General features: G+C 41.0%; 13 protein-coding genes. 6 read left to right on the forward strand and 7 right to left on the reverse strand.

The window, feature by feature from the left end; translation table 11 throughout:
• Positions 1–5 precede the first annotated feature (5 nt).
• Complete coding sequence (locus tag IQ274_RS06555) at positions 6–1,247, reverse strand: DNA cytosine methyltransferase (RefSeq protein ID WP_194141735.1); 1,242 nt, start codon at positions 1,245–1,247, stop codon at positions 6–8.
• A gap of 286 nt (positions 1,248–1,533) precedes the next feature.
• Here IQ274_RS06555 and IQ274_RS06560 point away from each other — a divergent pair, with 286 nt between their 5' ends.
• Complete coding sequence (locus IQ274_RS06560; RefSeq protein WP_194141736.1) at positions 1,534–2,805, forward strand: glycosyltransferase family 4 protein; 1,272 nt, start codon at positions 1,534–1,536, stop codon at positions 2,803–2,805.
• 104 nt (positions 2,806–2,909) lie between these two features.
• Here IQ274_RS06560 and IQ274_RS06565 read toward each other — a convergent pair whose 3' ends face one another.
• The 6 genes from IQ274_RS06565 to IQ274_RS06590 all read right to left on the reverse strand — a co-directional run bounded on the left by IQ274_RS06565 (position 2,910) and on the right by IQ274_RS06590 (position 11,180).
• Positions 2,910–4,247, reverse strand: a complete 1,338-nt coding sequence (locus IQ274_RS06565; RefSeq protein ID WP_194141737.1) for an iron uptake porin — start codon at positions 4,245–4,247, stop codon at positions 2,910–2,912.
• Between the two features lie 195 nt (positions 4,248–4,442).
• Positions 4,443–5,450 (reverse strand): phosphotransferase family protein, encoded by a 1,008-nt coding sequence (locus IQ274_RS06570; RefSeq protein WP_194141738.1) that lies wholly within the window; start codon positions 5,448–5,450, stop codon positions 4,443–4,445.
• A 104-nt stretch (positions 5,451–5,554) separates the two neighbouring features.
• Positions 5,555–7,390 (reverse strand): ABC transporter ATP-binding protein, encoded by a 1,836-nt coding sequence (locus tag IQ274_RS06575; protein WP_194141739.1) that lies wholly within the window; start codon positions 7,388–7,390, stop codon positions 5,555–5,557.
• Positions 7,391–8,572, reverse strand: a complete 1,182-nt coding sequence (locus IQ274_RS06580) for a glycosyltransferase family 4 protein (RefSeq protein WP_194141740.1) — start codon at positions 8,570–8,572, stop codon at positions 7,391–7,393.
• Positions 8,573–8,575: 3 nt separating this feature from the next.
• Positions 8,576–9,841 (reverse strand): glycosyltransferase family 4 protein, encoded by a 1,266-nt coding sequence (locus IQ274_RS06585; RefSeq protein ID WP_194141741.1) that lies wholly within the window; start codon positions 9,839–9,841, stop codon positions 8,576–8,578.
• A gap of 52 nt (positions 9,842–9,893) precedes the next feature.
• Complete coding sequence (locus IQ274_RS06590) at positions 9,894–11,180, reverse strand: glycosyltransferase family protein (protein WP_194141742.1); 1,287 nt, start codon at positions 11,178–11,180, stop codon at positions 9,894–9,896.
• Positions 11,181–11,738: 558 nt separating this feature from the next.
• Between IQ274_RS06590 and IQ274_RS06595 the strand changes: the two genes are divergently transcribed.
• The 5 genes from IQ274_RS06595 to IQ274_RS06615 all read left to right on the forward strand — a co-directional run bounded on the left by IQ274_RS06595 (position 11,739) and on the right by IQ274_RS06615 (position 16,563).
• Positions 11,739–13,313: a sensor histidine kinase gene (locus tag IQ274_RS06595; protein ID WP_194141743.1), complete on the forward strand. Its 1,575-nt coding sequence runs from the start codon at positions 11,739–11,741 to the stop codon at positions 13,311–13,313.
• Positions 13,314–13,319: 6 nt separating this feature from the next.
• The gene (locus IQ274_RS06600; protein ID WP_194141744.1) at positions 13,320–13,988 is read left to right on the forward strand and encodes a response regulator transcription factor; all 669 of its coding nucleotides are present in this window, start codon (positions 13,320–13,322) and stop codon (positions 13,986–13,988) included.
• Between the two features lie 169 nt (positions 13,989–14,157).
• Positions 14,158–15,288: a HAMP domain-containing protein gene (locus IQ274_RS06605; protein WP_193948524.1), complete on the forward strand. Its 1,131-nt coding sequence runs from the start codon at positions 14,158–14,160 to the stop codon at positions 15,286–15,288.
• Positions 15,289–15,607: 319 nt separating this feature from the next.
• The gene (gene rsfS, locus IQ274_RS06610) at positions 15,608–16,066 is read left to right on the forward strand and encodes a ribosome silencing factor (protein WP_163935637.1); all 459 of its coding nucleotides are present in this window, start codon (positions 15,608–15,610) and stop codon (positions 16,064–16,066) included.
• The gene (locus IQ274_RS06615; protein ID WP_163935642.1) at positions 16,063–16,563 is read left to right on the forward strand and encodes a CGLD27 family protein; all 501 of its coding nucleotides are present in this window, start codon (positions 16,063–16,065) and stop codon (positions 16,561–16,563) included. Before rsfS ends, IQ274_RS06615 begins: the two co-directional genes overlap by 4 nt.
• The last annotated feature ends 82 nt before the right edge of the window (positions 16,564–16,645 follow it).

The following is a 16,645-nucleotide window of genomic DNA, read 5'->3' on the forward strand; positions in this document are numbered from 1 at the left end:
AGCTACTAACTTATTTTGGATGTTGCTTCTGTAGATGTTGCGGAATTAGTATAAGTGTTTAAGTTGACATTAGCCTTAGTAAGGTTAGAAATATTAACAGCATTTTTTACACCAATTACTAAGAAGTTAGTAATAGTTTTAGCTAATGCATTAGATACCAAATAGGGTACGCCATTACCAATAGTTTTAAACATATTTGTCAGTGAAATATTCTCTGGAAGTACAAAATTTGCAGGTAAAGATTGGATAGATAAAGCTTCCGCCACAGATATTCGCCGGATTTTATAGGGATGCAAATGTACTTCATTATTTCCATAGCAAGCTGTCGGAGAGTAACGCCATCTGTGAAGACGCTTGAAAGACTTTTTAGAATCATCTCCTTCATCAATAGCAGCAAATCTTGTGATACCTGCCCTTGGTTTAAAACAGTTTTCAGTATTAGGATGCTTCAAGACATTATTTTTTCTAAACCAGTATTCAACTGTTAATTCTTGAGGGATGCCGTCAGGACAAAGCATGATGGAATTTTCTTGGAATGGATCGCACTTCTGCCAAGGGTAAGCAAAAACCTCTTTTTTAGGATATAAAATATGATTTTCCCAAGGAAAATTCTTCTCGTTAAGTAGCTTTTCACTACCGACTTTTATTCCTATATCTTTGATAAAATTATTTCGGAAACCAATGAGAATAATTCTTTCTCTATCCTGGGGTACACCATATTCGATAGCATTAATTAACCGCTCTGTTAAGATGTAGCCTGCTTCTAGTAATTGTTGCTTGAGCGATTCAAAAAATAAACGGTGCTTTGTTGTTCTCCACAACCCCTTAACGTTCTCAAATAAAAAGAAATCTGGAAGATTGCGGCAAATTAATTCAACATAAGAAGCGGAAAGCTTGCCATTATCTCCTAAACGTCCTCTATTTTTCCCTCCAATAGAAAAATCAGGACAGGGAGGTCCACCAATGAAGCCCACAATATTATTAGATTTGCGGCAGTCTTGTACTAACTCACGGAGGTGTTGTGCTTGTAAACCTTCGTGAAGTTGGCTTACATCTCCTCTTTCTCCGTGATGATACCCGTATTCTGGCAATGGGAGATTGAGAATCTGCCGTGAATAGCGGTATGCTGCCATAAATGGTGAAAACATTTCATTGACGTAAACAATATTAAAACCGCTAGTTTCAAAACCTAAATCTAGGAATCCCGAACCAGCAAAAAAGGAGAAAATACAAGGGCGATTGCTCATTCAATAACTAAATATTGTGAAACAGTCTTAATTAATATCAGAATACTTAGGGTTTATACTTACGTACCAATCAAAAGTTAAAAATTTGAAGGCTGCTTAAATAGTAAAAAAATTCATACTTCCTCTAAGTATTTAATATCTAAGTTTACTCAATCTTTAAGGAAAATCCCTGACAGAAAAAGAGTCTGAAGTCACAATTAAATATAAGAGTTTCCAAGCTCTAAACAATGTTGAAGATAAATATTTGTCCTTCAACAAAAAACCGGGGTACTTCAGACTAACTTTTATGCGAATTTTAATTTACTCTTACAACTACTATCCAGAGCCAATTGGTATTGCCCCACTGATGACTGAATTAGCAGAGGGACTAGTAAAGCGTGGGCATCAAGTGCGTGTAGTCACCGCTATGCCCAACTACCCTGAGCGTCAAATTTACCAGGAATATCGGGGCAAGTGGTATCTTAACGAATACAAAAATGGTGTTCAAATCCAACGCAGTTATGTTTGGATTCGTCCACAACCCAACCTATTAGATCGAGTGTTACTAGATGCTAGTTTCGTTGTCACTAGTTTTGTACCTGCCCTCTTTGGTTGGCGGCCAGACGTGATTCTCTCAACATCGCCATCTTTGCCAAGCTGTGTGCCAGTTGCTCTTTTAGGATGGTTACGTGCTTGTCCTGTGATCTTAAATTTACAAGATATATTACCAGAAGCAGCCGTTCACGTTGGTCTACTGAAAAATAAATGGCTTATAAAGTTATTCACAGTGTTGGAAAAATTTGCTTACCACACTGCCAGTAAGATTAGCGTCATTGCCGATGGTTTTGTGGACAATTTGCGATCTAAGGGCGTAAAAGCTGACAAAATTGTGCAAATTCCCAACTGGGTTGATGTAAATTTTATCCGCCCTTTGCCTAAAGAAAATAACCCTTTCCGTGCAGCACATAATCTAAATGACAAATTTGTAGTACTTTATTCTGGCAACATTGCTCTAACCCAAGGCTTAGAAAGCGTTGTCAAAGCCGCTTCTGTGTTGCGCCATATCCCAGATATTGTTTTTGTCATCGTTGGAGAGGCAAAAGGTTTACAGCGATTGCAACAGGAATGTCTAGACTGGGGCGCAGATAACGTTTTACTACTGCCATTTCAACCCCGCAAAGATTTGCCACAAATGTTGGCAGCTGCTGATGTTGGCTTAGTGGTGCAAAAGAAAAATGTTGTATCGTTCAATATGCCATCAAAAATTCAAGTGCTGCTTGCCAGTGGAGCGGCCTTAGTTGCCTCTGTCCCCGATAATGGTACAGCAGCAAGAGCCATCAGGCAAAGTGGCGGCGGAGTTATCGTTCCTCCAGAAGATTCCCAAGCTTTAGCGATGGAAATTTTAGATTTGTACCAAAACCCCGAAAAAGTCAAAACTCTGGGTTATAAAAGTCGCAAATATGCCGTTGAAAACTATGCTTTTGAACAAGCTTTAAATCAGTATGAGTCATTGTGTTACTCATTGATCGCAGAGCGTGGAACACTTCAGTCCAACAGAGTTACGAAACAAGAAGTTTAATCTACAGCAATGGGGTTAGATTGCACAAAGTGCTAAATCCAAAACCCCTACGATTTTGCTCCTGTTGGGCATAATTTTCGTACCCTGTTTATGGTGGGCTGTACTTAGAAGCTAAACGTTGTCCGAACCGTACCAACATAAGTATTGTGATTACTATCATTATGTTCTGGACTTGTAATCACAAATAGTCCTGGAGTTATGGCCAGATTATCTGTGACTTGAAGGTGGTAAAAGGCTTCGAGATGTAAAGATGTATCCTTATCTTTGAAGCCATCGCCGAAACTATTATGAGTCACTTTGGGAGGTTGACCCACAGTAAATCCTGCAAAGCTGCCTTTTCGTCCGATATCTCTGAGAGCTAGTAGCACTGCCCATGTGAAGATGGACGCATTGGGATCTGCTGGTAAATCTTCTGCTTTTGCATGAATAAAACCAACTCTACCACCGAGAGTAATAACTGGGCTAAGTTGCCAAGCAGCTTCTGCACCAAATGAATTAGCAACGATCGCATCTGCCTCCTCATTAAATGGATCGCTGGTTAATTCGCTTCCAGTTCCCGTCTTCAAATTGTTATGAGAGTGAATATAGGTAAGGCTGAGTTCTGTTGTTTTAGTAGGTTCGAGGGTTAGTTGAGCGATCGCTCCGTAAGGGCTAGCAAAAATCCCCTTCTCTGAATTAGCTGCATTGCTGCTGATATATCCTAATGACAAATTCAAAGCTTTATTCAAATTATGAGAAATACCGATACCTGCGCCACTACCTTGTCGGCGAATGGGATTTTCTCGTCCAAATGTAGAAATCGATCCGTCTCCACTACCGCTAAAAAGAGGATTGACACTAGGAACAAAGTCGCCTAATCCTCCTCCTAACCCGTAGAAAGTTATGCGGGTGCGTTTACCTAGCGGGAATCTGTACTCTAGCTCATCTACTTCCACCTCATTTTCATCGTCACCATCAAATCCCAAATTTGTCATTTGAGTTCCAGTTACATCTTCTAATGCTGGTGTGTTCCTTGCTTGTAAGCGCACTTCTAATTTATCTTTTCCAGTAAAACTGCTTACGAAGCTTAGACGGACGCGATCGCTCAATACTAAATTTTCATTTATTGGTTTACTACTGTTGGCTCTCTTTTCACCAGCGAATCCAGTCACAGCAAAGATGGCTTCCGCCTCAAGCTCAACATGGGGGGAAAACTGTTGCGTTTCTAATGCAGCAACGTTGGTTTCTAATGAAGTAACTTGTTTCTCAAGGGTTTTTAATTCTGTCGATAACTCAGAAACAGATGTGATTTTGCTTAATGCATGATTATCAGCATTATATTCATTGAAATTATTAGGTTGATCGGGAATGGGTGTTGCATTAGCTGGAGTTATGCTACTCAAAGTGCATAAAACAATTAAACTAATTAAGCGAAATTGCCGCCAATAATTTGAAGCTAACAATGCTCTCTCCTGAAAATTAGCAATTAGAATATAGGATTTTAAACCTCAAGACAAACCGCAAAGACGCAGAAAACACAGAGAGAATAAGGAGAGAATTTTTATAAATTATTTAAGATTGTTATAGAAAACAAGAGTTTAAATTATGATGCATTTCTATAAATTATTTAAGATTGTTATAGAAAATAAGAGTTTAAATCATGATGCATTTCTAATATGTAAACGTTGTTCACATAGATTTAATAATGCTTTTGTAGAAAAACGGCGTTCTAAGAATTGTGTGCTGATGTGAATATGTCGTACTAGTGTTAAGGTGATGTAGGATTCAATTGAAGTTTTGAATTCCTCGCTTGTAAGCTGAATAAATTTTTCAGTTAAGGCAGTTTCCCAATCGCTTAATGCTTCTGAATTACCAAGGATGCGAAGGCTGTATTCTTTAATATGACCAATGAAGTTACCGATATCAATGGCTGGATTACCTTCACAATATAAATCAAGGTCGATGATATACAAACGAGAACCATTAATAATCACTTGATCGGGATAAAAGTCTCGATGGATACCACAGTGTTTTTGTTCTAAAGTATTTTTTCCTAAATAATTAGATGCTGCTAATATTTGTTCTAAACGTTCTTTCCATTCTGGATATTCTTGGATCACCAATGGAATCCTTTCATTCAAGATTCGCAGCTCGTCTGACACGGTATGAGAACGGCGAGGAGGAATGTTAGTTTGGTGAAGTTTATGAGCAACTTCAGCAATTCGTTTTGCTAGAAAACTGGTATTGGTTTGAGTTAAGAATTGAGTAGCGATCGCTCCTTGAATTTTTCGCTGCAACCACATTTGCCATTCGGGGATTATCCCTACAGGTTGCGGTACTGAAATTCCATCAGCACTATCATCTGCAAATCCTTTTTGCCACAAGGATTTTTGTAATTCATAACTATGAAAGTCTGTTCCTTTAGCTCGGATTTTGCCAATTAGGGTAATAGTTTGCCCGTAATTATTCAGCAATTCATATTCAATCAAACAACGCCGCCCTGGTTTGTGGCGAATGACTTGAATTTTTTGCAGTTGAGCGTTTTCAATGATTGGCAAGTACTGAGTGAACCGTTGTTGTACTTCCAATGGATCAAGCGCTGCTGACAAAAATGGCATTTTGGAATCAGTTACACTGTTAAAGCGATCGCTGACGAAAACAGTCATACTTATTCGCCTCTAAATATTAACTGGGCGTAAATCTAAAAACTTTTATCCTCTCTACACTTCTGCGTGAGAAAATCAACTTGTAAATAGGCAGCACTATAGGGTTATGTCATCAAAGGATTTGACTTTTCCTCAGTTCGGATTGCAGTCTGCATTTGATACAATGCCGCATAGCGACCATTTTGTTGCATTAATTCCTGATGAGTGCCTTGTTCTAGCACCTGCCCATTTTCTATGTAAAGAATTATATCTGCGCGAGTTGCAAGATACAGATCGTGAGTAATTAAGAAGGTGGTGCGGTTTTGCGAGAGCCGTTGTAGAGCATCAACGACAGCTTTCTCGTTGCCTTGATCTAGCCCAGTTGTGGGTTCATCTAAAATCAAAATTGGAGCTTGACGAATAGCAGCACGGGCGATCGCAATTCGTTGGCGTTGTCCACCTGAAAGGGTTGCGCCTCGTTCTCCCACAAGTGTGTTGTATCCTTGGGGTAAAGCTTGGATGAAATCATCAGCATTAGCTAGACGAGTGGCTGCTTCAATTTCCGCATCTGACACGCCGGCAATACCGTAGGCAATATTTTCTCGAATAGTCGCGGCAAATAAGAGACTGTCTTGCAAAACTACACTAATTTGTGGGCGTAATGATTCCAATGTGTACTCGCGGATATCTCGCCCATCAATCATGACTTTACCCATCGTCGGGTCATAAAGTCGTAATAATAGACTTACTAAAGTAGATTTACCACCACCTGATGTACCAACGATCGCTACTTGCTGCCCTGGTTGAATGGTTAAATTGATGTCTTCGAGCAGAACTTGTCCTGGTTCATAGGCAAAGTGAACATGATCAAAACAAACTTCGCCTCGGAAAATCGGCGCCGGTATCGCATCCGGCAAATCTCGGACATCAGGTTGCTGTGATAATATATCTAAAATTCGCTCACCAGAGGCAGCAGCTTTAGCAAGTCTTCCGGTGTACTTAGCAAAGTTCTGAACCGGCTTAAAGGCATTTTTGAGATAGGTGAGAAACACCAGCACATCACCTGGTGTTAAAGTATTTCGCAATGCCAGCCAGGAGCCGTACCATAAAACAATTGCTGTTCCAAGTGCAATTACAACATCAACGGTTCGTTCGAGATGAGCAGCAAGGCGTTGGGTTCTTACGCTCTCCTTGAGGCTATGGTGATTTTGTTGAGAAAAAACTCGTGCAAAGGCATCTTGCAGTGAAAGGGCTTTGACTAATTTAATGGCAGCAATAGACTCAGCCGCCGTCGCCGCCACAGCCCCTTCTTGTTTCCGTTGCTTTAATGAGGATTCTCGAATTCGCTGACTCAGCCGATTTGTGACTAATACAAACAACGGTAGGGTAAGTAGTGCAAGTAGGGTGAGGCTGCTATTTATCCAAAACATCACGCCAATCATGCCAAACAGCGTCAGAATACTCACTACCAGTGGTAATGCTGCCGTAATCATAATTTCTTGCAGACGGCTAGCATCGCTGCTCACACGAATAATTAAATCGCCGCTACGAGCCTTGGTGTGGTAACTCAAGGACAAATCTTGAAGATGACAATACAGATGATTACGCACCTCAGTCATGACTCGGCTACCTACTGTTGCTAGTCCGACGGTACTCCAATAGGCGGCAAGTGCGCGTAATCCTGTAATGGCAAGGACTGTAACTGCTGAAAATGTCAGTAATGTAACTGGTTCCAGGCGATCAATTAATGGGATATTGGTAGGCCGATCGCCTGGAATCAAAACGTAATCAAAAACAAACTTTAGGGGCCAAGGTTCCAGCACCCGTAGTCCGACATCCGCAACCAAAGCGATCGCAGAAATTAAAAGTAGTCCATACTGTTTTTGAATGTAAGGCCAGAAATAATGTAGTACTCCCCATAAACCAGGAATAACTTTTTTCTGTGGCTTTGAACGTCCCATTTATCGTCTTACCTCCACTTGGAATTGAGGCGGAGTATTTAATCCAGCTATATGCAAAATCTGTTGGGCGATCGCTTCCCAAGTGTGATTTTCCATGACCCTTTTCCGCGCCGCTTGCCCCAAAGAATGGCGCAAATGAGGCGATCGCCATAATTTTTCTAATGCCTCTGCTAAGGCGATCGCATCACCTGGTGGGCAAAGAATCCCATTCACCCCTGTGTCAATTAGCTCCAGCAATTGCCCAATACCACTAACAACTACTGGCAAACCAGCCGCCATATATTCATAAACTTTCAACGGTGAAAAGTAAAAGTCGGATTCAGCCGGATATGGTGCAACAGCAACATCCATTGCTACTAATAATTTCGGAATTTCATTAGGATTCACCGCTCCGGTGAATTTAGTATGAGAGTGTAATCCTCGTGCCAATAATTCGGCTTCGAGATTTTCCCGTTCAGGGCCATCGCCAACAATCAAAAGTTTGGCATTGGGAACTTGTTGATGCAGTTGAGCAAAAGCTGCTGTGAGAATTGGCAATCCATGCCACGGTTTCAATGTGCCGACAAATCCCACTGTAAAGGTTTCTGATTGTGTTGAAAATGCACGAGCAAAAGTAGAGAAGCGATCGGGATTTACACCATTTGGGATGACATGAATTTTGCTACTTTTGACATAATTCATTAAGTAAGTTTTCACTTCAGATGAAACAGCAATTAGTGCTGTAGCAGCTTGAAAAACCCGATTGGCAACCTGTTTGGCGCTGTGACAATCAATCAAACCGCGATGTTTTGCCTGTTCAGCAATCAGAGGTGAATTGACCTCTAATAATCCGGGGATTCCCATTGCTTGGGCAAATTCCATTGCGCTATAACTCCAAAGAGAGTAACGCTCATAAATTAGGTCAAATGGGCCAAACCTCTCCAAATCTAAACGCAAATCGGGATTAATTGATAAGGCAACTTTCTCTCCCACAGCCCGTTCCAGTTTTGGGATGACTGGAAGTTGATGAACTGAAACATTAGCTAAATCTGCGGGTGGCTTTCCACCAATACGAGTGGCAAACAATTCAACTTGGATATTTTGCCCTTGCAATGCTCGAATTACTTCTTGGACATGAATAGAGCATCCTTTTTGCCCAAATACAGGAATTCCTGGATCGGCACAGATATAGGCAATTCGCACGCTCTACACCTCCTGAACTACTTTTAAAGTCATGGCAGCATTCGTTTCAGCCGCATGGAATATTGCTCGTAATGCTGCGCTATTGCGATGAATGTCAAACTCAGATTCAATTAATTGTCTGGCTTGGCTTGATAATTTGACTCGCAAGGCTGGATTGCTAAGAAGTTGTTGAAGTGCGATCGCTAATTGTTCGGCATTATGTTGTGGGACAATTAATCCAGTCTGGCGATCGCGTACTAATTCGGGAATTCCAGTCACATCTGTACTTACACAGGGCGTTCCCAATGCCATCGCTTCGAGTAAAACTGTCGGCAAACCATCCCGGTTGCCATCTTGTCCGATAATATACGGAGCTGCAAATACAGCAGCTTGCTGCATCAATTGAAATACATCATTTTGAGGACGTGGGCCGACAATTTCCACAGTAGATTGCAGCCCTAAATCTTGGATTTTTTGCTGCAATACAGGTTCTAATGATCCTGTTCCCACAATTTGACATTGGAAATCACAATTTATTCGCTTCAAAATCGCACAAGCATCTATCAAAATAGATAGCCCTTTCTTCTCAATTAATCGACCAACTGAGAGAATCAATGGAGGACGATCAACCGGAGAAGAATATTGTAATTGTCGTAAATCTAAGCCATTGTAAATGCGTTGAACTCGCTTTGCACCATAAATCTTTTGCAAATAATTGAGGTTATAGTCACTGACAGTTACGACAGTGGCAGCATCCTTAAGCTTGCGCTGCATATCTTCCAATTCAACGCTTTCATGAAAGATGTCTTTAGCATGAGCAGTGAAGGTGTAAGGAATGCCCGTGAAGTGAGATGCTAACCGAGCTACACTAGTTGCGACACTACCAAAGTGAGCGTGTAAATGGGTGATACCTTTGAGTCGCGCTTCCCTTCCTAGCCATGCAGCTTGGTAAACAGTGTTATCTTCTTCACCTTGAGCAAATGCCAACTTTGACCAAAAATTTGGAATAACTTTACTTACTTCTTGTAATTCTGCCCAAAAATAGCTTGCTGCTGTGGGAGTAAGACTATTTAGGGATTCACTTATGCGACCTTGAATTGGCTTACGAATGTAGTTTACGCTAGCACGCACCTGGGAAATAATATTTTGAAAATGAGTGTCACACGGTGGCCTCAAAGCAAAAATTTCAATATCTAAACCAGCCGCTTCATGAGCCGAAATTTCATTGACGACGAAGGTTTCAGAATAGCGAGGATAACGTTTAAGAATGTAACCAATACGGATTGACATAATTCGTAATTCGTAATTAAGAAGGTTGTTTTTTAGGCTCTTCAATCTCCTTTCAAGAAGCTTGTTGTGATGAATGATGAGCAGAGATGAGTATTTCGTTTACGAATTGAGGAATGCGGGTAAGTCCATCAAGATCAATACAATTACGGGCTTGTGGCGGCTCACCTTCTTGCATTAACCAATCTGTCAATGCTTGAGGTTTCAGATCATGCGGGTGCAGCATATCAACTAAACCAAGTGCCTGTAGGCGTTCGGCCCGGATCAACTGCTCTTGACGGGGCTTGATTCGGGGCACAATGAGCGATCGCTTTTGAAATGACAGCAATTCGCAAGTTGTGTTGTAACCACCCATAGCAATGACGCGTTCAGCCTGATTCAACAACAACGTTGGTTCAGCTAAATATTTCAAAACCTGCAAATTAGAACGTTTAGCAGCATACTTCTGAAGCCGTTGCTGTATCTCTCGCGGCATGAACGGCCCTGTCAAGATGATGCCGCTCATCCCTGGTGGTAGTTCAGCACAAGCAAATGTTTCTGCCAAACGCGCTCCATCTTGTCCGCCTCCCACTAAGCACAACACGAATCGTTCAGATGGCAAATTCAGTGATTTCAATGCCTGAACGCTATCCATATCTACGAATTTCAGGCGGTGACGCTGGTCAAGATAGCCAGTGTAGCGTAGTTTGGCTAAAGTCTTCGGATTGAAGCGATATTCCTGTGCTAGGTCATAAATGGCTGGATCGCCATACACCCAAACCGCATCATAGTAGGTTTGAATAGCCTCTTCATTAGCTATTCTTTTCCAATCTCGATGCACCGATGTGGGGTCATCTAACACATCCCGTAAACCTAAAATGCAATGCGTTTTTCCTTGGGTACGTAAATAATTTAGTGTTGGTTCTAGCTCTCTCACCGCTCCTCGCGGTACATTATCCACAATCAGAATATCGGGTTTAAAAGTTTTGATGGTGGTAAGAATAACTTGCGATCGCAGCGTAATAATTTCCTGCAATGATAGATCCAATCTTCGTGCCTGATATTGCCCATCGATATTTTTGTGCAAAGCAGGTAAAGTCAAACAATCAACCCCTGCTAGTGTTGTTATATTGCTGGCATCCTGTATTCCACTAATCATCAAAACATCAATTTCTAAGTCTGAACATCCTAAAGTTTGAGCAATCAACAAATTACGGCGCTTATGTCCCAGTCCCATTGTGTCGTGCGAATATAAAGCAATGCGCCATTTACGAGCATTGCTAGATAAACTACTAACCTCTGAAGACGCTAAATTAGTCGGCGTTCGTGCTATTTCTTTAACGTGGGGTAAAAAGTTTTTCATCTATACTCCTGACCAAGTTTTCATCTGGTGGCTGACGACTTGCAAATTTAATTAACACTTTTATTCACAGGTATATTTTTAACTATTGAGTTATTTTCCTAAATTAAAAAAATAAAAAATGTTCTGATCTTCATGGCTATTTTGTAATTAAATGCGGATATTTCCGTCACTTAATAATATTTCCCTTTGTCAAAATTAAATTTAAAGCATGGACTTAAAATGAAGCTATCGTTTTATTAACGAAATTTAAAGGCTGTTCAACAATTTATCAATCTTTCATAAATAATGCATGAAAAATTGATGAAAATTCTCTCATCAAAAACTAATTAATATATGGAAAAACTTAATCATCATATTTAAAGGCTGATAGAAAGGAGCATCGTGAGTCCAAAAATTATTTATGTAAATAACTTTTTTTAAACACAAAATAGCTATGTAAATACTTTTACTTTTTGAGAAACACAATTACCTTTAACAGATGAATAGAAAATTTAATTAACACTACTTCTTGGCAAGTAAAAGATGAATTTAAACTATCTCAAATAAGGATGACTAAAAATGAGCAGTGTGGTAAAGCGTTTTTGCGATCGCTTGTCTGTTTTCAAAGTATCTCCGTTACTTTTAGTTTGGCAGCAAGTGTTTGGAGAAGCACGTACCCGAATTTTGCTCTGGTATTTACTGATTTTAGGAATAACGTTTCTCATTTCCATCCCGATATTTCGCTATCAACTCTACCAGCGTATTAATCAGCGTGTTCGTCAAGATATAGAAATAAATATGATGGCTTTCAATGCGTTGATTAAGGGCGAAAAGTTTGTTGCAGAAAATAGACTCACAAATGATGAGCCAGAAGAAATATTGAACGAGTCAAAGCAATTTAACTCCTTACTCTCTGGAGAAGAAAAAATTACTGCTCCAGCCTCTGTGGAAGACTTAATCAAGCTTTTTAAAGCTTATTTGTTGTATCGGCGGCCAGAAGATGAATCTTACTTTATCACTTTTATAGATGGTGAATTTTATAAATCTAGTCCTAGCAAACGCCCTAAGCTTTTAGCCAGAGACTCATTACTAATGAGACGGTGGGCAAAACAGACCCAACCAGAACAGGGAGAACAAGAATTTTTTGCCCCTGATGCTAGTAATATCCTTTACATGGTGGAACCCATTACTATTAATGGACAAACACGGGGAGTCTTTGTTGTTGCCCACAATACTACCGGGGAAAGGACAGAAGCTCTAAAAGCAGTCGCTGTGATTATTGAAGTTTTCAGCCTAGTGTTTGTAGTGTCGTTAATCCTTACTTGGTTAGCTGCGGGGCGGATACTGGCTCCTCTGCGGACAATTTTAACTACGGCTCATGCTATCAGTGAGTCAGATTTAACTCAGCGTTTGCCTGCGCGAGGTAATGGAGAACTGGCAGAACTGGCAAAGACATTCAATGAAATGATGGACAGGCTAGAAGCAGCCTTTGCCAGCCAACGTGAATTTGTCAACGATGCTGGACACGAACTGAAAACTCCCATCACTATTGTTCGCGGACACTTAGAACTGATGGGAGATGATCCCCAAGAACAACAAGAAACTGTGACACTGGTCATTGGAGAACTAGACCGGATGAGTCGTTTGGTTGATGATATGATTTTGCTGGCAAAAGCAGAACGCGCAGACTTTTTACAGGTAGCAACAGTAAATGTGGCAGAGTTAACCAAAGAATTATTTGTTAAAGCTCAAGCACTGGCAGAGAGGGACTGGCAACTAGACTCTGTAGCTAAAGGTCAGATTGTTGTTGATCGGCAAAGAATTACCGAAGCCGTGATGAATCTAGCTCAAAATGCTACTCAGCATACTAGAGAGAGTGATACTATTTCCATAGGTTCAGCGATCGCCAAAGGAAAGGTGCGCTTCTGGATACGCGATACAGGCGAAGGCATTCCACTGGTTGATCAAAAACGAATTTTTGAACGCTTTGCCCGATCTTCCAAAAGTCGCCGTCGTTCAGAGGGTGCTGGACTTGGGCTTTCTATCGTGCGAGCGATCGCAGAGGCTCACTTTGGACAAGTATTACTTCGTAGTCAATTAGGAACAGGTTCGATGTTTACCATCGTTTTACCCCTCGATCCCCCCAAAAAATGAGTATCTATGCCCAACATTCTCATCGTTGAAGATGAACCCCGGATTGCCTCATTTATTCAAAAAGGGTTGCGATCGCAAGGGTTCACAACAACAATTCTGACAGATGGGTTGTATGTGCTAGATGTGATCCAAAGTGGAACCTTTGACTTGTTAATTCTGGATTTAGGGTTGCCTGGAAAAGACGGATTTCAAGTACTTGAAGAACTGCGTGGACAGGGAGAAGACATACCTGTGATTATCCTCTCTGCTAGAAGTGATATTCACGACAAGGTTGCTGGGCTAGAAGGAGGTGCAGATGATTATGTTACCAAACCCTTCCGATTTGAAGAACTGTTGGCGCGGGTAAGGTTACGGTTGCGAAGTACTAGACCTATCAGAGATGCCCAAGAGTTTGTCCTCAAAGCTGGTAATATGGAGCTTAATTTGCGAACTCGACAGGTGAAAATAGGCGATCGCTTAATAGAGCTACCTGCTCGTGAATTTGCTATGGCAGAAATGTTTTGCCGCCATCCGGGGCAAGTCATCAGTCGAGAACAACTCCTCGATTACGTTTGGGGTTACGACTACAACCCAGGTTCTAATATTGTCGATGTCTATGTCGGTTATCTCCGTAAAAAACTAGGCAGCAAACTGATTGAGACAGTTAGAGGCATGGGTTATCGCTTGCGAACGTAGTAATGAGTGCTGTTAGCGGTAGCGGGGCGTTTAGCCCGTGCTGAGTTTATAGTAAAAAATTCTCCCCCTTGTCCCAATACGCTTTTTTCTCCCCCTGCCTCCCCTGCCTCCCCTGCTCCCCCTCCCCCCTACTGGAACGCATTCAAGTTCATCAAGGTCGTGATTGATTATGAAACAGCATCACAACTTCGATGATCTGGCTTTTGGTCGATCAAATAGCTCTTTGCAATCAAATAACTCCAGTCCAAACACAAGCAATTCTAGATACTGGTTCAGCCATCTCAAAGTTGGTCAAAAGATTGGCATTGGATATGCATTAATTGTAAGTATTGCTGTACTGGGAACTAGCATTGGGTTTCTGATTGCAGATTATTACCAGCGACAAGCACAGAAGCGCGAAGAAGCGGCGATTGAAGAGTTATATCAGATGTACCAACTCAAAACCAGTGTGTTTCGTGTTCGTACCAACCAACACAAGCTGATTTTGTACATGGATCAACCAAAAAGATGGCAAGAACAATATAATTTGTTACTTAACTATGTTGAGCAAGCTAGACAAGTTTGGTTTGAGTTCAAAACTAACTACAGTATTGAGAACCTCACCATATATGATTCTGTAATTGAACAAGAAGCTGTTCATCGCTTGTTGCAGACCCACAAAGGCTTTGATACTTACTTACAGCGCACAGAGGTTCTGTTTAACGATCGCAATCCCAGTAAATTATCACCAAACGAAATCAGGACAGCACAAACTCAACTGTTCAATTTCATGCATAGCTCATCAATTTTTATGATTGATGATTTTCTTGATGACATCACAAACCTTGTTGAAGTCATCGCCGAAGAGTATCAGCAAGCAAATTGGGAACTGCGAAGGGCAGAGAAATTACGTCTAAATATTATTTTAGGCAGCCTGTTAGTGTCGATTGCGATCGCCACATTATTAGCAATTTTCACTAGTCAGGCTATTGCCCGTCCTATTCAAGCTGTTACCCATGTTGCTCAACAGGTTACAGAAGAATCTAATTTTGATTTACAAGCACCCGTAACAACTAATGATGAAGTTGGGATCTTGGCTAATTCGCTCAATCGTTTAATTTTGGAAGTTCAGCAACTTATCACAGTCCAAAATGATGCTAACGAACAGCTAGAAGTATACAACCAGGTACTAGAAGAGAAAGTACGCGAACGAACACGGGAGTTAAATGAGAAAAATCTCAGCTTAAAGATGGCATTAGAGGAATTACAACGTACTCAAGTTCAACTCGGAGAAACTGAGGAAAATGGCGATAAAAGCTGAAAAATAAATCTTTTGGCCTCGAAATAGCCTAGATGTCACCCCAAATAGTCAATTAATCCCTAGTGGGGCAACACTATATTTCATCGGAAATTCTTGCTAAAAAGCTATTGGTTAATTTATCGCTACACAACAGCCATCCGCAACTGCTAATTGCTATTGTCAAAATTCTAAGCCGTGAATTATCAAACTAGACCCCATAGGCTCCCGTTTTTTTGTTAGTATTCAAAAAAACCTATTGACACATTTTCAGATCAATTGTTTGTGATTTGTAAGTAAATGTAAACAATTGTTTCCAAAGAAAAAAAGCACCTGAGGTTTAATGACTGATTATTTCCAAGGAAATTTCCCATTACAATCCGTTCCACTGACGAAGAGTGTGGTTAAGAGCCACGCCCATACCGAAGAGGAAAGCGGAAAATTAGCTGCAACGATAGCAGAAGCTGGATCAGACCGCAAAGCAGGTGAGATTATATTGCTAAAAGTAGCAGAGGTATCTTACCTAGCGGATTACTTTGTGATGATGACTGGCTATTCTAGGGTACAAGTCAGAGCGATCGCTCAAGCAATTGAAGGAAAAGTCGAAACTGAGTTGCAACGTCGTCCCATAAGGACAGAAGGAAAAGTTGAGGGAAGTTGGGTATTACAAGACTACGGTGATGTGATCGTTCACATTATGATGCCCAAAGAACGGGAGTTTTATAATTTAGAAGCGTTCTGGATTCATGCAGAACGTATTTCCCTTCCAGAATCTGATGAGGGTGAAGGTAAGCCAACATGATTAGGTCTTCGGTTTCAAATTGCCCAGTTCCCATAGACCAACAACCGCTCAATGAGTACGAAGAGTTAAAAACTTCCTGGCTATTTCGTGATAGCACTTTAGATTTGCGCGAATATATCACGAAAATAGCTTGGATTTGGGGTTTATCTTGGCTGATCGCAGCACCTGTGGCAGCAGCAAGTTTTCCTCCCCACAAGTATATTGCACATTTTATCCTTTGTGGTGCAGCAGCAGCCAGTGTTGGGGTCGTACTGGCACTGGTAAGATTATACTTAGGCTGGTTCTACGTGTGCGATCGCCTTGGCAGTCCCACAGTATTTTATGAAGAGTCCGGTTGGTACGACGGCCAAACTTGGACGAAACCACAGGAAATCCTTAACCGCGATCGCTTAATTGTTGCATACGAAATCAAACCTATTCTGCGGCGATTGCAATTTACCTTCGCTGGCTTGGCGGGAATGTACGTTACTGGTACGATAGTTTGGCATTTGTTTTAAAAAGTCATTAGTCATTGGTCATTAGCTAAGGACTAATGACTAATGACCAATGACTAAATTAATTAAAAAAAGGTGATAAATA

Source organism: Nostoc sp. LEGE 12447 (genome assembly GCF_015206985.1).
Classification (GTDB): Bacteria; Cyanobacteriota; Cyanobacteriia; order Cyanobacteriales; family Nostocaceae; genus Nostoc.